19 protein-coding genes are annotated in these 22,127 nt (G+C 52.2%); all 19 read left to right on the forward strand.

Annotated elements, in window-relative coordinates; genetic code table 11:
• Positions 1-186 precede the first annotated feature (186 nt).
• The 19 genes from QZQ29_RS02140 to holA all read left to right on the forward strand — a co-directional run bounded on the left by QZQ29_RS02140 (position 187) and on the right by holA (position 22,115).
• Positions 187-3,555, forward strand: coding sequence for a DEAD/DEAH box helicase family protein (locus QZQ29_RS02140; protein WP_296959016.1), 3,369 nt, complete (start codon positions 187-189; stop codon positions 3,553-3,555).
• A 44-nt stretch (positions 3,556-3,599) separates the two neighbouring features.
• A complete protein-coding gene (locus QZQ29_RS02145) occupies positions 3,600-4,079 on the forward strand; it encodes a hypothetical protein (protein ID WP_296959018.1) in 480 nt (159 codons plus the stop codon).
• 995 nt (positions 4,080-5,074) lie between these two features.
• Positions 5,075-5,788, forward strand: coding sequence for a segregation/condensation protein A (locus QZQ29_RS02150; protein WP_296959020.1), 714 nt, complete (start codon positions 5,075-5,077; stop codon positions 5,786-5,788).
• On the forward strand, positions 5,785-6,318 hold the full coding sequence (gene scpB, locus QZQ29_RS02155; protein WP_296959022.1) for an SMC-Scp complex subunit ScpB: 534 nt from the start codon (positions 5,785-5,787) through the stop codon (positions 6,316-6,318). The genes QZQ29_RS02150 and scpB overlap by 4 nt, the downstream gene beginning before the upstream one ends.
• Positions 6,315-7,037, forward strand: a complete 723-nt coding sequence (locus QZQ29_RS02160) for a pseudouridine synthase (RefSeq protein WP_296959024.1) — start codon at positions 6,315-6,317, stop codon at positions 7,035-7,037. The genes scpB and QZQ29_RS02160 overlap by 4 nt, the downstream gene beginning before the upstream one ends.
• Entirely contained in the window at positions 7,021-8,274 is a 1,254-nt protein-coding gene (locus QZQ29_RS02165; RefSeq protein ID WP_296959026.1) for an NAD(P)/FAD-dependent oxidoreductase, read from the forward strand. Before QZQ29_RS02160 ends, QZQ29_RS02165 begins: the two co-directional genes overlap by 17 nt.
• Positions 8,271-8,948 (forward strand): (d)CMP kinase, encoded by a 678-nt coding sequence (gene cmk / locus QZQ29_RS02170; RefSeq protein WP_296959028.1) that lies wholly within the window; start codon positions 8,271-8,273, stop codon positions 8,946-8,948. The genes QZQ29_RS02165 and cmk overlap by 4 nt, the downstream gene beginning before the upstream one ends.
• A gap of 8 nt (positions 8,949-8,956) precedes the next feature.
• Entirely contained in the window at positions 8,957-9,559 is a 603-nt protein-coding gene (locus QZQ29_RS02175; protein WP_296959030.1) for a lysophospholipid acyltransferase family protein, read from the forward strand.
• A gap of 546 nt (positions 9,560-10,105) precedes the next feature.
• A complete protein-coding gene (locus QZQ29_RS02180; protein WP_296959032.1) occupies positions 10,106-10,705 on the forward strand; it encodes a lysophospholipid acyltransferase family protein in 600 nt (199 codons plus the stop codon).
• Between the two features lie 177 nt (positions 10,706-10,882).
• A complete protein-coding gene (locus QZQ29_RS02185; protein WP_296959034.1) occupies positions 10,883-12,781 on the forward strand; it encodes a bifunctional 4-hydroxy-3-methylbut-2-enyl diphosphate reductase/30S ribosomal protein S1 in 1,899 nt (632 codons plus the stop codon).
• Positions 12,782-13,428: 647 nt separating this feature from the next.
• Entirely contained in the window at positions 13,429-14,757 is a 1,329-nt protein-coding gene (gene der / locus QZQ29_RS02190) for a ribosome biogenesis GTPase Der (RefSeq protein WP_296959036.1), read from the forward strand.
• Positions 14,757-15,341: a glycerol-3-phosphate 1-O-acyltransferase PlsY gene (gene plsY, locus QZQ29_RS02195; RefSeq protein WP_296959067.1), complete on the forward strand. Its 585-nt coding sequence runs from the start codon at positions 14,757-14,759 to the stop codon at positions 15,339-15,341. The genes der and plsY overlap by 1 nt, the downstream gene beginning before the upstream one ends.
• 5 nt (positions 15,342-15,346) lie before the next feature.
• On the forward strand, positions 15,347-16,351 hold the full coding sequence (locus tag QZQ29_RS02200) for an NAD(P)H-dependent glycerol-3-phosphate dehydrogenase (protein WP_296959038.1): 1,005 nt from the start codon (positions 15,347-15,349) through the stop codon (positions 16,349-16,351).
• A gap of 303 nt (positions 16,352-16,654) precedes the next feature.
• Positions 16,655-17,203 (forward strand): 16S rRNA (guanine(966)-N(2))-methyltransferase RsmD, encoded by a 549-nt coding sequence (gene rsmD / locus QZQ29_RS02205; protein WP_296959040.1) that lies wholly within the window; start codon positions 16,655-16,657, stop codon positions 17,201-17,203.
• A 16-nt stretch (positions 17,204-17,219) separates the two neighbouring features.
• Positions 17,220-17,708, forward strand: a complete 489-nt coding sequence (gene coaD, locus QZQ29_RS02210) for a pantetheine-phosphate adenylyltransferase (protein WP_296959043.1) — start codon at positions 17,220-17,222, stop codon at positions 17,706-17,708.
• Between the two features lie 11 nt (positions 17,709-17,719).
• Entirely contained in the window at positions 17,720-18,220 is a 501-nt protein-coding gene (locus QZQ29_RS02215; RefSeq protein WP_296959045.1) for an ATPase, read from the forward strand.
• A 93-nt stretch (positions 18,221-18,313) separates the two neighbouring features.
• Positions 18,314-18,874: a ComEA family DNA-binding protein gene (locus QZQ29_RS02220; RefSeq protein WP_296959047.1), complete on the forward strand. Its 561-nt coding sequence runs from the start codon at positions 18,314-18,316 to the stop codon at positions 18,872-18,874.
• Entirely contained in the window at positions 18,871-21,132 is a 2,262-nt protein-coding gene (locus QZQ29_RS02225) for a ComEC/Rec2 family competence protein (protein ID WP_296959049.1), read from the forward strand. The genes QZQ29_RS02220 and QZQ29_RS02225 overlap by 4 nt, the downstream gene beginning before the upstream one ends.
• Entirely contained in the window at positions 21,123-22,115 is a 993-nt protein-coding gene (gene holA, locus QZQ29_RS02230; RefSeq protein WP_296959051.1) for a DNA polymerase III subunit delta, read from the forward strand. Before QZQ29_RS02225 ends, holA begins: the two co-directional genes overlap by 10 nt.
• The last annotated feature ends 12 nt before the right edge of the window (positions 22,116-22,127 follow it).

A 22,127-nucleotide genomic window follows, 5' to 3' on the forward strand; every position in this document is an offset into this window, starting at 1 on the left:
CACTAAAATTGATGGTACCGCCATTGGTTAGGCAAGAAGAGTTTCTGTCATTTTATAAACAAGTCGACAAATCGAAATATCGCGGGACCATTTCTCTTCATTTATTGGAAGATGTGTCTCATATGTTGTAATATATAATCAGTGAATGATTCTATGGTAATTTACTATCTTTGCGGGTGATTGCTCATGGGAAATTTTGATTTCTTACGCGGGAAAAAGGAATATGAAGCGTTTGCTCCGGCGGCCATGGAGGCGGAGAGGGTCTATGCTACTTCTCCGGCCATGTGTGCCATCGGCTGCCGCAAGGCGCTGGAATTGGCGGTGAAGTGGGTCTATGCGGCAGACAGGACCATGACGCTTCCTTTCAAGGATAATCTGCAGTCCCTGATTCATGAGCCCGATTTCCGCTATGCCATGGAATATGATACGTGGAAGAAGCTGCCGCTGATTGTGAAGCTGGGGAATCTGGCTGTGCATACGGCAAGAAATATCACCGCCGCTGATGCGGTGGTGTCTCTCCGTGGGCTTTTTGAATTCATTGAATGGATTGATTACTGCTATGGCAGTGATTACAAGGAGCATTTCTTTAAGGAATCTCTCATCCCTCAGAGCAGGGTGTCGCTTGATGAAAAGCGGATTAAGGAACAGGCCGGCCTTCTCAAGGAAAAGGAAGAGGAAAATAAGAAGCTCTATGACCAGGTGCGGGCGCTGTCGGAGAAGCTGACCGCCGAGAAGGAGAAGAATAAGGAAGAGCGTCATTTCAATCCGGAAACCATTTCTGAGTTTAAGACCCGCAAAATTTATATTGATGTGGACATGAAGATGGAGGGGTGGATTTTTGACGGTCCTTCCCAGAATGTGGTGGAAGAATATGAAGTGGACGGCATGGCCGGCGTGCCCGGGCAGACGGGGTATGTGGATTATGTACTCTTCGGCAGGAATGGCCTTCCGCTGGCGGTGGTGGAAGCCAAGAAGACAAGCCGGGATCCCAACGTGGGCAGGAAGCAGGCGGTGCTGTATGCGGACTGTCTGGAAAGACGGTTTGGCCGCCGCCCCATGATTTTCAATACCAATGGCTTTGAAACTTATTTCTGGGATGACAAGACAGGTCCGCAGCGGCAGGTAAGCGGTATTTTCAGCAGGGAGGATCTGGAAAGACTGATGGATAGGAGGATGGACATCCATCCTGCCTTGACGTCCATTCCTATTTCCGATGAAATTACGAACCGTGTGTATCAGAAGGAAGCCATCCGGGCTGTGTGCGCCCATATAGAGGAAGGGGGACGGAAGAATCTTCTGGTCATGGCTACGGGAACAGGCAAAACCCGCACAGCGGCCAGTCTGGTGGATGTGCTGTCCAAAGGAGGATATATTACCAATGTACTTTTCCTGGCGGACCGCACGGCGCTGGTGAAGCAGGCAAAGGATTCTTTTAAGGAGTATCTGCCCCGGATGTCTCTCTGCAATCTGTGCAGCAATAAGGACGATAAGAATGCACGGATTGTTTTCTCCACCTATCCGACGATTCTGAATTCTATTGACGATACGAAGAGGGACGATGGGAACCGGCTTTTTACGCCTGCCCATTTTGACCTGATTATCATTGATGAAAGCCATCGGAGCATTTTTAAGAAGTATAAGGCTATTTTTGACTATTTTGACGCCATACTTGTGGGATTAACTGCTACGCCGAAAACCGATGTGGATCGGAATACCTATGATTTCTTTGATATGCAGCAGGGCATCCCTACCTATGCCTATGACTACAACCAGGCAATCAGCGAAAAATATCTGGTGCCCTATTATAACTATGAGGTGAAAACGAAGTTTCTGGAAGAGGGCATTACCTATGATGACCTTTCAGAAGAGGATAAGAAACGGTATGAGGATGATTTCACGGAGGATGACGGGTCTATGCCCGATTATATCCCTTCACCGAAGATGGATAAATTTGTGTTTAACGCCAATACGGTGGACCATGTGCTTCAGGACCTGATGGAACGGGGCATTAAGACAAAGGGCGGCGAACGGCTGGGGAAAACCATTATTTTTGCTGAAAATAAAAAGCATGCAGAATTTATTATCCAGCGTTTTAATGCACTTTACCCTAAATATAAGGGTACCTTTGCGCAGCGGGTAGTCTGTGGAGACAGCTATGTGGAAACGGTGATTGATGATTTCAAAAATCCGGAAAAGGATCCGGTCATTGCTGTTTCGGTGGATATGCTGGATACGGGCATAGATGTGCCGGAGTGTTTGAATCTGGTTTTCTTCAAAAAGGTGCGTTCAAAGACAAAGTTCTGGCAGATGATCGGTCGGGGAACAAGGCTCTGTCCTGATTTGGAATGCGTGGATATGAGAAATGGGGAGTACAGGGGCAAGAAGTATTTCCTGATTTTTGATTACTGCGGCAACTTTGAGTATTTCCGCCAGCATGTGAATTTTATTGGTGATGGGGAGACCAGGACGCTTTCAGAAAATATTTTCATCAAGAGAATCCGTCTGGTCAAGGATCTGCAGCAGGCAGCCTATGCGGACGAGAAGTACCAGGATTGGCGCCGCGCTCTTGTGGAAACTTGCCATAAGCAGGTGGTCGAGCTGAATCCATCCCTTTTCTCCGTGAAGCTGCACCTCCGGTATGTGGAAAAATATAAGAACAAGGCGGCGTTCCGCGCTCTCAGTGAAGGGGACTGCGGTGAACTGAATAAGGAAATAGCGCCTCTGGTGTCTGATATGGAAAAGGATGAGTCGGCGAAACGTTTCGATAATCTCATGTATGGCCTCATGCTGGCCCATATGGAAGGTTTGGGATCTTTCAGAAAGTCCAAACAGCAGCTGATTGAAACGGCAAGGCAGCTGGAGAAGAAAATCAGCATTGACGCAGTGAGAAAAAAGCTCCCCTTGATTCAAGAAGTGGAGTCGGCTTCTTTCTGGACCGATGCAGATGTACTTGACTTTGAAAAGGTGCGGGTGGAGCTCAGGAGCCTCATCCAGTTTATCCAATTTAAACATGAACCCATCGTAGAAACAGGGCTGAAGGATTTTGTCATTTCTGAAAAGGAAGGAGATACGCTGGAGCCGGAAACCTTTGAGAGCTATAAGGAAAAGGTGAATCATTATTTCCTGCAGCACGTGGATGATGTTCCGGCGGTCAGGAAATTGGTGCACAATGAGCCGTTAACGGCTAAGGATTACAGGGATCTGGAGAAAATCTTTACCAGTGAATTGGGGTCAAAAGAGGATTATCAGTATTATTTCCAAAATCAGCCCTTTGGACTTACGGTCCGCCGCATTGCCAAGATGGATAAAAAGGCGGCGGAAAAGGCGTTTTCACAGTTTATCAATGACAATGGCCTGAATGATAAACAGATTGCGTTTATTCGGAATGTAATCAATTACATATCAGTCAATGGCTATATGGACAGCCCCATGACGATTTTCAATGCGCCCTTTGACAAGCCCTATGATGCCATGTCTATTTTCAGCACCGAAGATATGCGTGATCTCATACATATTATCAATACAATCAGGGACAATGCCATTCGATATGAATAAATGGGTTTGCCAGTTCTGGAAAATCTATTTCAGGGAGGGTACTCATGAAGATGAAGAAAATTTTATTGCTGACCGCTGCTGCTTTATGCGCCGGAACCATTGCCATGGCCCGTGTGCCCGATGATGAAGGCGCCCTGGGAGGCATTGTGCCGGGAATGACCAAAGAAGAGGTCATTGCCATCTATGGGGCACCGAAAGAAGGCAAGGTGACCTGGGCAGCTGCTTGGGGACCTGGGGCAGAAGCGCAGATAATCGGCTACGGAGACTCGGTAACCATGAACTGCATTAAAGACCCCGGCCGCCCATTCCGTGTAACTATGATCCATATTACGGCAAACAACGGATTCTCTACGCCCAGCGGCATTCATGTAGGCTCCACCAGAAGCAAAGTGATTGGTACCTATGGGGAACCGGATATTCATTACGGCGATGCACTTTACTATAAAACGAACAGCGGCGTAAACCTTGTATTCCATATGAAGAATGGCAGGGTGGCGTCCATCAACCTGGGCTGGGATGCATGATAAGTGTAATATTGTCATAGTTTGATAAATACTAAAAAAGCCTCTCTTTCGAGGGGCTTTTTCGTGGCTTTATAAAGGTGAACAGAAAGTTCATCAGTCAATTACATCAGAAACCGGTGAAGGTTCCTTTTGGCGTACAGGAGTGGCTGTATTCCTGTAGGGGCCTGCGCCTTCGGCGCAGAGGGGCTTATGGCCCTGTGCTGCCGCACGGGCCAAAGGTTGCGTCGCTGCCGCTCAGGGGGCAAAGGCCTTGGTGGGCGCCTTTAAAATAATAGAAGGCGCCAGTTTGGATAAAACAACTTTAGTGGGCTAGTAAAACCATACAACCGCCCTGCGGGCGTGGGAAATGCACCCCTTCTGCCTACGGCACCTCTCCACGGGAAAGCGTCTCACACGATTCTCAGTCGTCTGCGGCTCCCTACGAATCGTGTTCGCTTGCCACCCCGGAGGGGGAGGTTTTAGCGGCGCTATGCCTTGTGATGCTTATGAGTTCTGAAGGGAAGCGGAGAGCAGACTTCCCCCTCCGGGGTGGCAAAGGAACTGGATTTGTAGGGGAGTGAAGCGACCCGAAAATCCAGTGACATGCTTCCCTTTAGGAGAAGTGCCGCCGCAGGCAGCAGAAGGGGTGCCTTTCCGACGGGCGCCAGCCCGGTTGGCCTGTTTTTCAACGCCCGCCAGGGCGGCTGCATGGTTTTATCATAAGAGGCGCCTTACACGAATTTAATGGCTCCCACCACCGCCGCGCCAGCGGCGCGGCCATATATACTCATCGCCCGCAGGGCGATACCACAACCCTCAGCCCGAAGGGCTGTCAAACCTAAGAACCCTAAGAACCTTCGGGCCGAAGGCCCGTCAACCCTCACGCCGCAGGCGTGTCCATGAAGGGCTTCGCTTTTTATATTATTTCATTCCCTCCCCATGTGTGGTACTATGTATAGAGCATGATGGGTGAGTGTGCCCTATCAGCGAATACCATGTACATGTAAAGGAAAGCTATGGGAGAAACGGCTGCAGAAAATTACCAAGTGAATATTCCTCTTTTTGAGGGGCCCTTGGACCTGCTTCTGCATCTGGTGACGAAGAACAGGATAGATATCCACGATATTCCTATCCATCTGATTACGGACCAGTACTTGGCGTATCTGGAATCGGCCAGACAGTTTAATCTGGATTTAGGAAGCAGTTTTTTTGCCATGGCTTCCACGTTGATTCTCATCAAGTCCCGCATGCTCCTTCCTGAAAAGAGGCGGGAGGAGACCGATGAGTCCGAGGATCCCCGGCAGGAGCTTTCCCGGTCGCTGGAGGAGTTCAAGCGGATGAAGGAAGTGAAGGCCCGGATTGAGGCACTCATGGAGGAGGAAAGTCCTTATCGGGGCAGGGAGCCGGAGGTGTTCCGGAGTTCTGTTTTCCAGGGGAAGATTTCCCTTTCCCGTCTGCAGGCGGCGTTCCTTTCTCTCTATGATTCGCTGGAGGAAGAGGAGGAGCGGATTCTTCCTTCGGAGGAAGTGTCGCTGGATGCGGAAATGGACGGATGGAAGAGGACGCTGCGAATGCGGTCATCCGTCGTTATGACTGATTATTTGAAGAAAATGAGGACGAAGCTCCGTCTGGCGGTGGCTTTCCTGGCCCTTCTTGAGCTTATACGGCTGGGGAAGGCAAGGGTAGTGGATTCGGCGGAGGGTCTTGTGATAGAAGGAGGCAGTTTATGAAAGGTGCGGCGGCGCTTTCGCCCCTGATAGAGGCCTTTCTCTTTGCCCGGGGAACGCCGGCTTCGCTGAAGGAGCTGGCTAAGGCGCTGGGGGAGGATACGCTCAGCGTGGAAAAGGGGCTGGACTATCTGAAGGCCCGTTATGACCGGGAGGATTCGGGGATTACTCTGCACCATACGGGGGCAGGCTATGCCCTGGCCACGAAGAAGGAGTATGACCGGTGGCTGTCTTCCCTTCTGGGGAAACAGGCGCCCCTTTCACCGGCGGCGCTGGAGACACTGGCGGTGATTGCCCTTCGGGAGCCGGTGACGAGGGCGGAAATAGAGAAGATACGAGGCGTATCTGCAGGACGGGTGATTTCCCTTTTAATGGAGAAGGACCTGGTGGAGGAAAGGGGCCGGCTGGATGTGCCGGGACGGCCCATTCTCTACGGCACCACCCGCCGTTTCCTGCAGGCTACGGGCCTCAATGATGTAAGCGAGCTGAAGACCCGCTGGTCCGGAAAGCCGGATGAAGGAGAACTATTTTGAAAGAACGTTTGCAGAAAATATTGAGCCATGCAGGCATCTGTTCCAGAAGGAAGGCAGAGGAGCTGATTCTGGCGGGGCAGGTGAAGGTGAACGGCCAGGTGGTGAAGGAACTGGGCAGCGAAGCGGATCCGGTGAAGGACCGCATCGAAGCCATGGGCACCCTGGTGAAGCCGGAAAAGAAGAAGTATTTCCTCTTTTACAAGCCGGACAGTGTGATTACTTCGGTGTCCGACCCCCAGGGGCGGCGGACGGTGATGGACTATTTCCGCACGGTGCGGGAGCGCATTTTCCCGGTGGGAAGGCTGGATTATCATTCCGAAGGGCTCCTCATCATGACCAACGACGGAGACCTGGACTATATCCTTACCCATCCGAGCCACGAGGTGACAAAGACCTATGAGGTCACCGTACGGGGCCGGTATTCCCCGAAGCTGGCGGACAAGATGTCCCACGGCGTGCGCATCGATACGGGCGTGACGGCGCCCTGTGAAATCGAAGTGCTGGGCTATGATAAGGAAAAGAACAAGACAAAGGTGAAGATGGTGCTTCATGAAGGAAAGAACCGGGAAATCCGGAAGATGATGGCTGCCTACCATTACCCCGTTTTCGGGCTGGTAAGGACGGGCTATGCTTTCCTTACCATGGAGGGCCTTTCCCGGGGCGAAAGCCGCAGGCTGACCAGCGAGGAGGTTCGGAAATTATATGAGCTCTACCGGTAAAAGAATCGCCGTCATCGGCGCCGGCGTGGCAGGCCTCATGGCGGCGGTGACCGCTGCCCATGAGGGTGCGTCCGTATCCCTTTTTGAGAAAATGCCGAAGGTGGGGCTGAAGATGGGGATTACAGGCAAGGGCCGCTGCAATCTCACCAACAGCGCTCCCATCATGGATTTCATAGCCAAAACCCCGGGAAACGGCAGGTTCCTCTACAGCGCCTATGAAAAATTCAATAATGAAGACCTTCTTTCCCTGTTTCATACATGGGGTCTTTCCACCAAGGTGGAAAGGGGCGGCCGCGTATTTCCAAAGAGCGACGATGCCCAGGAGGTACGCCATCTGTTCATGAATCTGCTCCGGAAGGAAAGGGTGGACCTTCATCTGGAGGAACCGGTGCGCCATATCCTGCAGAAGGACGGGAAAGTCACCGGTGTGGCAACGGATAGGGGCACCTATGAAGCAGATGCGGTGATACTGACCACCGGCGGCGCGTCCTATCCCCGCACCGGTTCCACCGGCGACGGCTACGCCATGGCCCGGGAGCTGGGACATAAGGTGACGGCCATCCGGCCCGCTCTGATTCCCCTGGTGTGCGCAGAGGAATGGCCCAGGGAGCTGCAGGGCATTTCCCTTAAAAACGTGACCTTCTCCGTGGACGGCGGGGGAAGGCGCAAGGGGGAGGAATTCGGTGAAATGCTTTTCACCCATTTCGGCGTTTCCGGACCCATCGTGCTTTCCCTTTCCGATAAGGTGTCCCTGTGGCTTTCCCAAGGCCACGAGGTGAAGGGGGCCATCGACCTGAAGCCGGCGCTTTCCATGGAGGTGCTGGATAAGAGGCTTCTCCGGGATTTCGAAAAGTACCATTTGAAACAGATGGCCGGCGCCCTGGTGGACCTCATGCCCCATCGGATGATCGATGTGGTGCTGCATCTTTCCGGCATTCCCCGGGACCTTCCGGTGAGCGATCTGAAAAAGGGGGACCGGCTGAAGCTTGCAGGAGTATTGAAACACCTGCCCCTCACCATTACCGGTACCAGACCCCTGGCGGAGGCCATCGTCACTGCCGGCGGCGTGTCGGTGAAGGAAATCAATCCATCCACCATGGAGTCCAAAATCTGTAAACATGTATACATGGCAGGAGAGGTGCTTGATATCCATGCCTTCACCGGCGGATATAACCTGCAGGCCGCCTTCTCCACCGGCCATCTGGCCGCAATGTCTGCCATAAAGGAGTTATCATGAGAAAATTATCTATTGCTATCGACGGACCTGCCGGCGCAGGGAAAAGCAGCGTTTCCAAAATCCTGGCCGCCAGGCTTTCCTATGCCTACCTGGATACCGGCGCCATGTACCGGGCCGTGACCTACGAGGCCCTGGAAAGGAAACTGGAAAAGCCGGAGGATATCGTATCCATGACGGAAAAGCTGGATATGGAAGTCATTCCGGATAAAGATACCATGCGCGTCATTGTGGACGGGAAGGACGTGACCCCCTTCATCCGCACGCCGGAAGTGTCGGGCCATGTGTCGGCGGTGTCCGCCATCGGCGGCGTTAGGACGGCCATGACAGCCATCCAGCGCAGGCAGGCGGAAAAGGGCGGCATCGTGCTGGACGGAAGAGATATCGGCACCACCGTACTGCCGAAGGCGGACGTGAAGATTTTCCTCACCGCCTCCGTCCATACAAGGGCGGTGCGCCGTTTCAAGGAGCTCACCGAAGGCCATCCGGATATGACCATGGAAGATGTGGAAAGGGAAATCAGCCGGAGGGACTACCTGGACAGCCACCGTGACATTTCCCCGCTGAAACAGGCGGAGGATGCGGTGCTTCTGGATAACGGGGACCTCACCCTGGAAGGCACGGCAGAAGCCATCATCGAAATCTGCCGCCGTAAATTTCCTGGCTTTGACGCTTAGGAGGTCCTATGGGATATAAGATCGTAAGGGCCGTCCTGAATTTCATCTTCTTCGTGCTGCTCCGGCTTCACGTGGAAGGAAGGGAAAACGTGCCGCAGACCGGCGCCATCATTGTGGCGCCCAACCATAAGAGCGACTGGGACCCGCCCCTCATCGGCGTGGCCTTCAATACAAGAATCATCCATTACATGGCCAAGGAAGAACTGTTCAAGAACCCGATTTTCGGGTGGATTATCCGCCAGTTCGGCACCTTCCCGGTAAAGAGAGGGGCTGTGGACCGCACCGCCATCCGCCAGGCTATCCGCGAAATCAAGGCAGGAAATCCGCTGGGTATATTCCCGGAAGGGACAAGAATCAAAAGAGACGGCCTCGGAAGATTCCATTCCGGCATGGCATCTCTCGCCCTCATGACCGGCACCCCCATTGTGCCGGTGGCAGTCATAGGCTCAAGGTACCTGCCCCATCGGAAAGGCCCTCTGGCCGTGCTCATCGGAAAACCGGTGCCCGTAAAGAAACAGCGCCCCAACGATGAACTGGTGGCAGAGCTGAATGATGTGATTAAAGGAAAAATCCAGCAGCTCATGGACGATTATATGAAAAAGGTTTCTTAGCGGGCTGGGGGGAAAGGTTCTTAAGATTGACCGGCCTATGGCCGGAGGGGTCTTAAGTTTGACGGGCCTTTGGCCCGAGGGTTGTGGTATCGCCCTGCGGGCGATGAATTTGTATGCCACCGAAGGCGGCATCGCTGCCTGTCGGCAGCGAAAACCAAACAACCTCGCTTCGCTCGTGGAAATGCACCCCTATCCCCGCCTGCGGCGGTACTTCCCCCGAAGGGGGAAGTTTTAGCGGCGCTATGCTTTGCGCTGCTTAAGTTAGCACTAAGGTAATCATAGAGCAGACTTCCCCCTCTGGGGGAAGTGGTGGCGTCAGCCACCGATAGGGGTGCATTTCCAACGCCCGCAGGGCGGTTGTTTGGTTTTACCAGCCCACCAGCTCACTAGTCCACTAAAGCTGTTTTATCCAAACTGGCGCCTTCAATTATTTAAAAGGCGCCACCGCCACCCTCTGAACCTTTTGAACCTTCTGAACCCTTTGAACCCTCACGCCCGCAAGGGCGTGTACATAATTACATAACATAGAAAACAGGGGGCGAGTCTATGGGCTATCAAATCATCAGGGTACTTCTCAATTTCTTCTTTAGCATATACCGCCTTCATGTGGAGGGACGGGAGAATATACCGGATGGGGGGCCGGTGATTGCAGCGGCCAACCATAAGAGCTATTTTGACCCGCCCCTTGTGGGGATTGCATTTCAAAAGAGAAGAATCAGTTTCATGGCCAAGTCGGAGCTCTTCAGGAATCCCCTTTTCGGCAGGCTCATCCGGTACCTGGGCGCCTTTCCAGTGAAGAGGAACAGCGCCGACATGTCCGCCATAAGGCGGAGTGTGGAGGAACTTAAAGAGGGGCATGTGCTCTGCATTTTTCCGGAAGGGGGCTTTGTCCATGGAAAGGGACTGGGCCGGTTTCATCCGGGCATGGCGTTCCTTGCTATCCTGACAGGCACACCGATCCTTCCGGTGGCCATTTGCGGCGCCGAGCCGCTTCCCCATAAAAAAGGACCGCTGGCAGTGGTCATAGGAAAGCCCATTGCAGTCAGGAAGGAAAGGCCGAATGATGAAAATACGGCGGCCCTGGACGCTTTGGTGAAGGAAAGAATAGAGGCCCTCATGGAGGCCTATGAAAAAGGGCAGAGGTAGGGAAATCCTGGTTCATTCATAGAGTTTACTTTCGTAAGAAATTTTATGGCTTGCTTCATCACGGGGTTCCTTACATAGTAAGGTTTCTTAAAAAATTCAATTTCACAGGCTATTGATTTTTTTTATATAAAAACAAGAAGCTCGATTATAACAGGCGAAAGAATAGGGATATAAAGTATGGAAATATACAGATCAAAGGTCATGGGATTCTGCTACGGCGTGAGAAGGGCGCTGAAAATCGCCGAAAAAGCCGCAGATTCCGGCATTAAGGCCGTGACCTACGGACCTATCATCCATAATCCCCAGGTGGTAGGACAGCTGGCTCAGCGGGGGATACCGGCGGTGGATAATTTTGACGGACTCACCGACGAAACTGTAATAATTCGCTCGCACGGAGTGGGGCCTTCGTGCTATAATATGCTTAAGTGCAAAAATCTGGCCCTAATGGACGCAACCTGTCCTTTCGTCAAAAGAAACCAGGAGATGGCTCATCGACTGGTGGAGGATGGAAGGGAGGTTATACTCATCGGTGAAAAGAGACACCCTGAAATGAAGAGTGTGGCAGAATGGGCGGTGGGACATTCTTACCAGGTAGAAACCATGGAAGATGTAGATGCACTCCCGCCACTGGAAGAAGCCTATATAGTCACGCAGACCACATTTTCAGCTGTCTTGGCCGACCGGCTTGTCGAAGCGATTGGGAAAAAGGTGAAAAACCTTCACGTCAACAAATCCATTTGTGACGCAACCATGCAGAGGCAGCAGGCGGCTCGTGAGCTGGCGGATAGAGTAGATGTGATGATTGTCATCGGCGGGCGCAACAGCGCCAACACCTCAAGACTTGCAGAGGTCTGCAGGGAAGAGGGCGCCAGGACCTATCATATCGAAACGGCTGGGGAACTAAAACCGAGCTGGTTCCACAGTCGGGACAAGATTGGCATCACCGCCGGTGCATCCACACCGGACTGGATCATAGAGGAGGTAGTTTGTATTATGGAAAACATGAAGGAAATGCTGGATCAGGAGGAAATGAACCTGGATGTACACAAGGGCAGCGTCGTAGAAGGTAAGGTAGTAGACCTTTACGACGACAAGGCTTATATCTCTTTCGGATATAAGACAGAAGCTGTTCTTCTGGCACATGAATATTCCTACCCGGCACCGGCATCCCTGAAGGATGTGCTGAAAATCGGTGACACTCTCCGTGTACAGATCGTAAGCGGAGTTAAAGAAGATAGCACAATTTACGTATCTAAGATTAAAGTAGACCGTCTCGCTGACTGGGATGTGGTGGAAGAAGCATTCGAAAAGGGTGAACCCGTAGAATGCGAAGGCATCGAAGCCATTAAGGTTGGTCTGCTTGTCCAGATTAAATCTCTCCGCGGATTCATCCCCCTGTCTCAGGGCGATCTCCGCTTCGTTCATTCCCTGCAGAACCTGGTAGGCAAGACCTTCCCGGCTAAGATTCTGGAAGTGGACCGCGCTAAGAACAGACTGGTTCTTTCCCGCAAGGCAGTTCTGGAAGATGAAAGAAATGCAGAAATGGACATTATCGAAAAGGCCTATGAAAACGGCGACGTTCTCAAGGGCACTGTGAAGAAGATTATGCCCTACGGCGCATTCGTTGGCATCAACGGCGTAGAAGGCCTTCTCCACATTTCCGATATTTCCTGGAAGAAGATTGCCAAGGTAGAAGATGTTCTCAAACCGGAACAGGAAATCGACGTGAAGATCAAATCCTTCGACCGCGAAAAACAGAGAATCTCCTTCAGCCACAAGGACTGCCTCCCCAACCCCTGGGAAACCGCAATCCATGACCATGAAGTGGACGACATTGTGGATGCCAAGGTAGTTAAAATCCTTGAATTCGGCGTTATCGTAGAACTGGACGACGGCCTCACCGGTCTCCTCCACATCAACGAAATGACTGACGACCACAACAAGAAACCCGGCGACATCTGCCAGGTAGGAGACGACCTCAAAGTCCGCATCATCAACATCGATGAAGGCCGCAGAAGAATCTCCTTCGCTTTGGAAGAAGCTCCTTCCCACGAAGAAGCTCCGGCTGAAGAATAATCACATGAATAAAAAGCTGCCCTGCGGGGCGGCTTTTTTGTTGGGGAAAAAGGTCTTAAGATTCACCGTGAAGGGGCTTTTACACTTCGTCGTGCAGCACTGGTGACATAAAAGTAAGTACCGTAGTGCAGGCTCCTTTCCTAGGAAGGAGCTGGGCGAAGCCCTGAGGATAGGTCCGAAGATAAGAAATAGAAAAGAACTGACGCCCCTATCCTCCGTCGCCTACGGCGCCACCCGCTGGCCGGGCTTTAAGGTGTTCGCTTAATGTGCAGGCTATGCTCACACAAGAGCCCGGCTCAGAAATCCTCTGCAGCATTTCTGCCTAGGGAAGGGGGCTCGGGCACTTCGTCATGCAGCACTGGAGACGCAATGGGAAATCCCGTAACGCTGTCTTTATATTTATCGCCGCGAAGCGGCGATACCACAACCCTTTGAACCCTCTGAACCCTCTGAACCTTCTGAACCCGGGCCGCATAGCGGCCCTTCTGCGCCAAAGGCGCAGACCATCCCCACCACCAACCATTTTCCTTGACATAAACCGCCATCCGTCATACAATTTCAATACAGTATGATAAAAATGGAGAAGTGTTGCTCCAAGATAGTCATGACAATACATTTGATTTCAAATATAGAAAGGATGGGGACTTATGAGTAAACCTCTCGTTGCCATTGTAGGCAGGCCGAACGTGGGCAAATCCACGCTGATTAACGGGCTGGCCCAGCGGCGCGTATCTATTGTGGAGGACATCCCCGGTGTGACTCGAGATAGAATTTACTGTGATGTGAAGTGGCTGGACAAGGAATTCACCCTGATTGATACGGGGGGCATTGAGTTCCGAAATGAAAAGGACCAGATTTCCAGCGGCATCCGGCAGCAGGCGGAGCTGGCCATGGAAGAAGCGGATGTCATCCTGTTTGTGGTGGATGCCAGAAGCGGTATGACAAGTGACGATGAAACCATTGCCGGCCTTCTCCGGAAGACGGGAAAGCCGGTGGTGCTGGCGGTGAACAAGGTGGACAGCGACAACCAGGAAATGGATGTGTATGAGTTCTATTCCCTGGGACTGGGGGACCCCATCGGTATTTCTGCCGTGAACCGCCTGAATTTCGGGGATCTTCTGGACCGTATTACGGAGGGCTTCCCGAATCTGAAGGAAGAGGAGTCGGAGGACATTATCCGCACTGCCATCGTAGGCCGTCCGAATGTGGGCAAGTCCACCCTCATCAATTCCCTTCTTGGCTATGAACGGTCCCTGGTGGCCGATGAAATGGGAACCACCAGGGATGCGGTGGATTCCCTCTGGACCTACAAGGGGAAGACCTTTATCCTTGTAGATACGGCGGGCATGCGGAAGAAGAGCAAAATCGACGAGCCCCTGGAAAAGTACAGCGTCATCCGTTCCATCCGCGCCATCGACAACTGCGACGTGGCCATTTTCGTCATCGATGCGGTGGACAAGCTGACGGAGCAGGACAAGAAGATTATCGGCTACATCCATGAAGCAGGGAAGGGGCTCATCCTTTTCGTCAATAAATGGGATTCCGTGACCAAGGATGAACATACAATCAATGAATTTGAAAAGGAAATCAGGAACGGTCTGCCCTTTGCACCCTATGCGCCCATGCTTTTCGGTTCGGCCAAAACCAAGCAGAGAATCCACCGGCTGGGGGATTTGATTTACAACGTGGCAGAACAGCAGAACCTCCGGGTGCCCACCTCCGTGCTGAATGACCTTCTGGAGGATGCGAAGATGATTAATCCGCCGCCTGCCCATTCCGGCAGGGTGGCCAAGATTTACTACATGACGGAAGTGGGGGTGCGTCCACCGACCTTTGTCATGTTCGTCAATGATGCCAACCTTATCCATTTTTCCTATGTCCGTTTCATAGAAAACAAGCTTCGGGAAGCCTTCAGCTTTGAGGGCACCCCCATCCGTATCGTGGTACGGAGTAAGAAGGACGGTGGCGACGATTGATGGAGTCCGTGCTATGGATTGTGCTGGCCTATTTCATAGGCGCCATTCCCAGTGGTTATATCATAGGCCGTGTCTTTTACGGTGTGAATCTGAAAAAGGTGGGAAGCGGAAATATTGGAGCCACCAATGCTTACAGGGAACTGGGAGCCAAGGCGGGACTTACTGTTTTCATCTGTGATTTCCTGAAGGGATTCATTGCGGTGCATCTGGGTATGCCTGACCCCACCATCGTCCTCTTCTGCGCCGTATTTGCCATTATCGGCAACGACTGGTCCGTATTTCTTCATTTCAAAAGCGGCAAGGGCGTTGCCTGCGGCGTAGGGGCTTTTACCTATATCTGTGCCCCGGCGGTGCTGGCGGCGTTCCTGGTGTGGCTTGCCATTTTCAAATGGAAACATATCGTTTCGCTGGGGTCCATCCTGGCCGCACCGGTGGTGCCCATTGTCATGCTGATTGCCGGAGAGCCCTTGGAGTATGTGGCTTTCGGCGCCCTGGCAGCGGTTATCGTCATTGGAAAACATAAAGATAATATTGGAAGGCTTCTTCGGGGAGAGGAAAAGCCTATTACCAGGGAAAAGAGGTAATCCCTTTGAAAATTGCAATGATTGGAGCCGGCGGATGGGGCACTGCCATGATGATCGAGCTGGCCGGACGGAATAATGACCTGATTATGTATTGCAGAAATCCTGAAAGAGCGGATAAAATAAGGGAAACCCGGGAGAACAGCGAATATCTGCCGGGCGCCCATATTCCTGAAAAAATCCGCATTACCAGCGACTTGAAAGAAGCGGTAGAAGGAGCAGGCTGCGTCATTATCTGCACTCCTTCCCATGTGGTGCAGGATATGGCAGCCCGCCTTACGCCCTGGCTCATGAAGGATGCCGTGGTGGTCTGCGCCTCCAAGGGGCTGGCGGACAATGAAGGACACCGCCTCTCCGAAGGCATTACCAAAGAAGTGGCCGGCATTACCGATAAAATCGTGGCCCTTTCCGGCCCGAACCATGCGGAGGAAGTGGGGATCGGCCTCCCCTGTGCCACCGTGGCGGCATCGGCGGTGCCGGAAGCGGTTGAGATTGTACAGGACCTGTACATGAGCCCCGTTTTCCGTGTGTATCGCAGCGATGACATACGGGGCGTGGAATACGGCGGCGCTTTGAAAAACATTATGGCCCTGGCCTGCGGCGTCCTCGACGGCATCGGCCTTGGCGACAACTGCCGGGCAGCCCTCATGACAAGGGGCCTTGTGGAAATGACAAGATTCGGTGTCCATTTCGGTGCCCAGATGACCACCTTCTTCGGCCTCTCCGGTATGGGCGACCTGGTATGCACCTGCACCAGCGTCCACAGTAGAAACCACCGGGCCGGCATGATGATGGCCAAAGGCATGACTGCCGATGAAATCGCTAAAAGCACCAACATGGTGGTAGAAGGCATCCGCACCGCCCGCCTGGTCCACGAAATCGCCCTCCGGGAACACATCGACATGCCCATTACCGAAGAAGTATGCCACCTCATCAAAGGCGACCATAACGCCAGAGAGGCTCTGGAAATCCTCATGACAAGGGCCAAAAAAGCGGAAGCTGAAACCTATTGAGACGGGGAGTTTCCTGCTGCGATGGAAAGCGATGGTGTCATGCCGGATGGGAAACCATTCGCGAACAGTTTCCTATTGAAGTGGAATATGATGGTGTCATGCGGGATAGGAAACCATTTGCAAACAGTTTCCTGTTGAAGTGGAACACGATGGTGTCATGCAGGATAGGAAACCATTCGCAAACCATTTTCGCTATAAAAAAATTTAAACTAACCGGCGATTTACATAGCCGTTTATGCTATAATGAACATAAGTGTGAAAAGAAGAATTTCTTTTCCGCACGATACAAATGAGGTAGAACACATGAAAATTATTGGAGGAAACGCAAAAGGCACTCTGCTGTCGGCTCCGTCCGGCAGGAATACCAGACCCACCCTGGGAAGGGTGAGGGAAAGCGTTTTCAATGTGCTGGCGAATGTGGGTATTCTGGAGACCAGGGTGCTTGATGTGTTTGCCGGCACCGGTGCCATGGGGCTGGAGGCTCTGAGCCGGGGTGCGGCGGAAGCGGTATTCCTTGACAAAGCCACTGGCGCCGTCATCAGGGAAAATGCGCTGCGCTGCCATGTGGCGGAGAAGAGCCGTATCCTGAAAGGCGACGTTTCTTCCTCCCTTAAATCATTAAGGGGACAGAAATTTGACTATATTTTCATGGATCCGCCCTACAGGAAGGGATATATCAATGAAGTTCTGCAGGAGGTATTCGATTGTGACCTTCCGGCAGAAGAAGCCATCATTATTGCAGAACATTCAGTATCCGAACCGCCTGATTTGTCTCTTTTCCAGGGAAAATGTGAGTTATGGAAAGAGAAAAAAGTGGGTGCTATTGTTGTAAGTTATCTGCAGTGCAGATAATGAGGAGAAGGTTTGAATGAAAATAGCTATATGCCCCGGAAGTTTTGATCCGGTCACCTATGGTCATCTCGATATTATCAGAAGAAGCGCCGGCCTTGTGGATAAGCTGATTGTGGCGGCATTTTTGAATCCCACCAAGCACTACATGTTTACCACGGAAGAGCGCATTGCCATGCTGAAGGAAACGACGAAGGACATTCCCAATGTGGAAGTGGATGCCTTTGACGGCCTTCTCAATGAGTATGCAGCAACAAAGGACTGCCATTTACTGATTCGGGGACTCCGGGCGTTCAGCGATTTCGAATATGAATTCCAGAGAGCCCTGATGATAAAAAAGATTGATCCCACCCTGGAAACAGCATTCTTTATGACGGATGGCCGCTATTCCTATCTTTCTTCTACCGGCGTCCGGGAGCTGGCCCATTTTGATGGAGATGTTACCTCCATGGTGCCGCCCTTTGTCCAGGAAATGATAAAAAGGAAAGTAAATTCTATTAAGAAATGAGGCTGCCAATTATGGATACAAGAAAACTTCTTGAAGAACTTGAAAATGTCATTAACAATGCCAGCGAGGTTCCCTTCACCAATAAGAAAATGGTGGATAAGGACGAGGTGGAAAGACTGATTGACGCCATCAACCAGTCCCTGCCGAACGAGCTGGAAAGTGCAAGAAGAATTGTTGCCGATAAGGAACGTATCATGCTGGACGCTGAAAAGAAGGCGGAAGATACGGTGGCCCAGGCAAAGGATTACATCGCCCGCATTACGGAAGAAAGCGAACTGGTGAAACAGGCCCAGGAAAGGGCGAACGAAGTGATTTCCTCTGCCAATAAGTCCGCCGACGAACTGCGCACCAGCTCCGTCACCTATGCCACCGATGTGCTGAAGTATGTGGAAACGAACATGGAAAACGTACTGGACAGCCTGAAGAAAAACCGCCAGAGTTTGATTGATTCCAATTCCGCCGCAGCCCGTCAGCAGCAGGAACAGCAGCCCCAGGACGGACAGAAGAAATAATCCGGGAAGGCAGGCCTATCCTGCCGCGAACAATTTCAACCGCTGATTCTTACCTTACTTTCTGAATCTTTTTGAAACAGGGGGGACAGGCCTATGGGAACCGAAGGAGACAAAAGAAGAGCCCTTCTTCTTTGTGCATGCATTGCCTGTATTCTCATAGGACTGTCTCTTTTTGTGCTGGATCCTTTGTCCCTCCGAAAGGAAAAGGAGGAGCCGCCGACGGAGGTCAGCTGGGCGGAGACGGCGGAAAAGGGAAAAATCCTGGTGTATGTGGTGGGGGCGGTGAAGAATCCGGGGGTCTATGAAATACCGGAGGGGAGCCATTACTATGATGCAGTCAAAGCGGCGGGCGACGTGCTGCCCTATGCGGATATCACTGCCGTCAACATGGCGGAGCCTGTGACGGAAAGCATGAAAATATGGATTCCCCTGGACCCCTCCATGAAGGATTCCGGCGCCGCAGGACTGGTGAACATCAACACAGCGGGAGCCAAAGAGCTGGAAACCCTGCCGGGGGTGGGGAAGGTGACCGCAGAAAAAATCATGACCTATCGGGAGGAACATGGCAGTTTCAACACGAAAGAAGACCTGAAGCGCGTACCATCCATCAGCGATGGGAAATTTAAAAAACTGGCGGATAAAATTACATTATGAATACCAAGTATCCCCTGCTGTGGAGTGCCCTGTCTCTGGCGCTGGGAGTCGTCCTTTATGACGGATTCCCTTCCTTTTTCATGCGCCTTCCCTGGGTCCTTCTTTTGGCGGGCGGATGCTTTCTTCTTTTGGCCTTTCTTTTCAAAGGGAAAAGGGCGCTGCTTCCTTCTCTCCTTTTCCTCTGCCTCCTTGCCGCCGGCATGGGGCGCATGTTTCTCTCTGACCAGTATTGGCTGCAGCAGTCCTCCTGGGCGGCAGGAAGCGAGGGGCGGTGGACGGGCATTGTCAAAGAAGAGCCGTCGGTGAACCGGGATGGAAGTGATTATGCCCGCTATTACACGGAGCTGGAATCCATTACCTACGCCGACGGCGTGGAAAAATCTCTTTCCGGCACCGCCTTTGTCTACGACACCCAACCGAAGGAACTTTACCATACAGGGGACCGGATTTCCGTCAACGGGAAGATGACGGCCCTTCGAATTTACAAAAATCCCGGGAAGATTGATTTGGAAGGACGGTATCGGAGCCGCCGGCTCATCGGTAGGATTTATCCGGATGAACCGGAAAAGATTCATTTCCTTGGGGAAAGCGGAAAGTACGGGGCAGGAAGGCTGGCCGATGACATCAAGGGAAAGGTGGAAACCTCCTTTGCACCCTACATGGACCCCCTGCGGCTCCATATCCTGATGACTCTCCTCTTTGGCGGAAATTACAATGAAATTCCAGAATATATTATGACCTCCTTTTCCGCCACCGGCATTATCCATATCCTTTCGGTGTCCGGCTCCCATGTGGCCCTTCTCTTCGGCTTTCTCTACTTTCTGGGAAAATGGCTCCACCTGCCGAGAAAGCCGGTCATTGGTATTTCCATTCTGCTTGTCCTTTTCTATTCCCTCCTGTCGGGGCTGGTGCCTCCGGTGATTCGGGCGGCGGTGATGGGAATCCTTTCGGTGGGCGGCGTTTTCCTGGAAAGGGAGAAAACCGCTTTAAATCTCCTGGGTGCAGCGGTGGCAGGCATGGTGCTGTGGGATCCCTTTTACCTCTACGACGTGAGTTTCCAGCTCTCCGTGGGGGCGTCGGCGGGTATTCTTATTTTTTACAAACCCCTGGCGAAGGCCCTTTCCGCAGCTTCTTTTCTCCCCCAATGGGTGAGGGAGGGCATGGCGCTTTCCACGGCGGCCCAGGTGCTCACCATTCCTGTGATGCTCTACGATTTCCATACCTTCCCCCTCTATTTCATTCCGGCCAACCTTTTTGTTACGCCCTTTCTGGAATGGGTCATCATAGTGGGGCTGGTGGCTGCGGTGCTGGCACCGGTGTTCCTTCCTCTGGCAGGGGGCCTGCTCTATGCAGCGGATTATCTCCTTTGGGCGGGCCTTCGGATGAATCTTCATCTCTCCTCCTGGCCCCGGGCCTCTCTCCAAACCGGCGGCATGACGGCGGCACAGATTCTTCTTTACTATGTGACTGTGGCGATTCTTTATTTCAAAAAGTCCCTGGCTGCTGTGCCGGCAGGACTGTACGGTGCCCTTGGCATCTGGGGCTCCCTTCTGGCAGCCACCCTTTTCCTCTATGCAGCGAAGCCGGATGCCCTGCTTTACTGCCCGGACCTGGGGCCGGACCAGGGCGCAGCTCTTGTCATGGGGGAGCATAAAATCTTATACTATAAGGGCGGCAGCATTCCCTCCCATACGTCGGACTGGGAATGGAAGTCCATCCTGGGCTACGAAGGCATTTTTGATGCGGATATCCTAATTTTAAATCTGGAAGATGTGAAAGAACCCCTTCCTTTGACACTGGCTGTACCGGTGAGGGAAATCTGGGTCACCGGCGGCAGGGCAGAGGAAAAAACGCCTTACCTGCTTCCAAACTTTGAAGGAAAGGTCCGCCTCCTTTCCAAAGGCCGCCTTCGCATGGGAAGTTTGTCTTTCTTCACCAATGGCAGCAGCTTCCTCCTTTCCGAGGGAGACCGGGGTGTCTACTTTTCAGGAAGAAGGGGACTGGAGAAAATATCCTTCCCTCCCCACACCGTCTGGGTGGCATCGGGAAGAAAGAACGGCACGGGCATACCGGAAGAGGAAATGGACCGGGTGCAGGCGGAGGCCGTCATTTACGGCGGAAGCCGGCTTGGCTCTTCCTTTGAGGATGTGGATTTATTTGAGTTTAAAAATTATAAAGCCGCCAATGTATACAGGGAAGGCATGCAGACCGCATCCTTCCATGGCAGGTGGGAGCTGGAAGATACATCATGGTTATGAAGAAATCAACTAAAAATAACTGCTTCTTTTTATACGGCGACGATCCCGTATCCGCCAATATCCGAAAAAACAGTCTGATATCGTCCTATTTCCATGGAAAGGCGCCGGAAATCACCCTGTTTGACGGAAATGGAAGCTTTGAAGAATATAAAAACGCCCTGGAAGGGCAGTCCCTTTTTACCGCTGAAACGGCGGTCATTATCCACAATCCGCCCTTCCTGAAAAGGCGGTCTGAAAAGGAGGACAAGAAGGAAGAAGCCTTCCTTGAAACGCTGAAGGAACTGCCGCCTGATATTCTCTTCATTATCCTTTTGGATGGAAAGCCGGACAAAAGGACGAAAATCATTAAGAGCCTTCTGGCCATCTGCATGAGCGAGGAGTACAGCCTCATGAATCCACGGGACGCGGCGGGCACCATGATACGCATGCTGGCGGATGAAGGGAAACGGGTGGACTATGAAGCAAGGGGTTATCTGGAAACGGTCCTTTCCTCCTGGGAGCAGATTTCCGCTCCCCTTCTCAAGACGGAATGTGATAAAATTGTGCTGATGTGCGGAAATCGGGACACCGTGACCCGAAGGCTGCTGGAAGCGGCGCTTCCGGATTACATGAACCAGGGCATTTTCCGCTTCACCGACGCCCTTTTAGACAAGAAGGCCGGTGTGGTGCTGGAAAGTGCGGACCGCGTGTTCACGGACATTTCTACCACCATCAAGAATCTGGGATTCCTTTCCTCCAAGTTCAGGAAAATCAAGATTTTCCATGAAATGAAAAGAAACCGCCGTCCCGAAGGGGAGATCCGGCAGGCCCTTGGCATCCGCAGTTCCTGGATGTGGCGGAATATGCAGAATGAAGCGGCCAAGGTGGGGGAGAAGGAAGCAGAATGGTTTCTGCTCCAGATTTTTAATTATCAGATGAAAACAAGGCAGGGTTCCTCTGAAATAGAACTGAAGGACCTGCTTCTTACATATTGCATGAAATGAAGGAAACGGGCA

The organism is uncultured Dialister sp., from assembly GCF_900538805.1.
GTDB lineage: Bacteria > Bacillota > Negativicutes > Veillonellales > Dialisteraceae > Dialister.

Coding starts and splice junctions, on each gene's coding strand:
- QZQ29_RS02140 (WP_296959016.1), top strand. CDS start 187: ATGGGAAATTTTGATTTCTTACGCGGGAAAAAGGAATATGAAGCGTTT.
- QZQ29_RS02145 (WP_296959018.1), top strand. CDS start 3,600: ATGAAGATGAAGAAAATTTTATTGCTGACCGCTGCTGCTTTATGCGCC.
- QZQ29_RS02150 (WP_296959020.1), top strand. CDS start 5,075: ATGGGAGAAACGGCTGCAGAAAATTACCAAGTGAATATTCCTCTTTTT.
- scpB (WP_296959022.1), top strand. CDS start 5,785: ATGAAAGGTGCGGCGGCGCTTTCGCCCCTGATAGAGGCCTTTCTCTTT.
- QZQ29_RS02165 (WP_296959026.1), top strand. CDS start 7,021: ATGAGCTCTACCGGTAAAAGAATCGCCGTCATCGGCGCCGGCGTGGCA.
- cmk (WP_296959028.1), top strand. CDS start 8,271: ATGAGAAAATTATCTATTGCTATCGACGGACCTGCCGGCGCAGGGAAA.
- QZQ29_RS02175 (WP_296959030.1), top strand. CDS start 8,957: ATGGGATATAAGATCGTAAGGGCCGTCCTGAATTTCATCTTCTTCGTG.
- QZQ29_RS02180 (WP_296959032.1), top strand. CDS start 10,106: ATGGGCTATCAAATCATCAGGGTACTTCTCAATTTCTTCTTTAGCATA.
- QZQ29_RS02185 (WP_296959034.1), top strand. CDS start 10,883: ATGGAAATATACAGATCAAAGGTCATGGGATTCTGCTACGGCGTGAGA.
- der (WP_296959036.1), top strand. CDS start 13,429: ATGAGTAAACCTCTCGTTGCCATTGTAGGCAGGCCGAACGTGGGCAAA.
- plsY (WP_296959067.1), top strand. CDS start 14,757: ATGGAGTCCGTGCTATGGATTGTGCTGGCCTATTTCATAGGCGCCATT.
- rsmD (WP_296959040.1), top strand. CDS start 16,655: ATGAAAATTATTGGAGGAAACGCAAAAGGCACTCTGCTGTCGGCTCCG.
- coaD (WP_296959043.1), top strand. CDS start 17,220: ATGAAAATAGCTATATGCCCCGGAAGTTTTGATCCGGTCACCTATGGT.
- QZQ29_RS02215 (WP_296959045.1), top strand. CDS start 17,720: ATGGATACAAGAAAACTTCTTGAAGAACTTGAAAATGTCATTAACAAT.
- QZQ29_RS02220 (WP_296959047.1), top strand. CDS start 18,314: ATGGGAACCGAAGGAGACAAAAGAAGAGCCCTTCTTCTTTGTGCATGC.
- QZQ29_RS02225 (WP_296959049.1), top strand. CDS start 18,871: ATGAATACCAAGTATCCCCTGCTGTGGAGTGCCCTGTCTCTGGCGCTG.
- holA (WP_296959051.1), top strand. CDS start 21,123: ATGGTTATGAAGAAATCAACTAAAAATAACTGCTTCTTTTTATACGGC.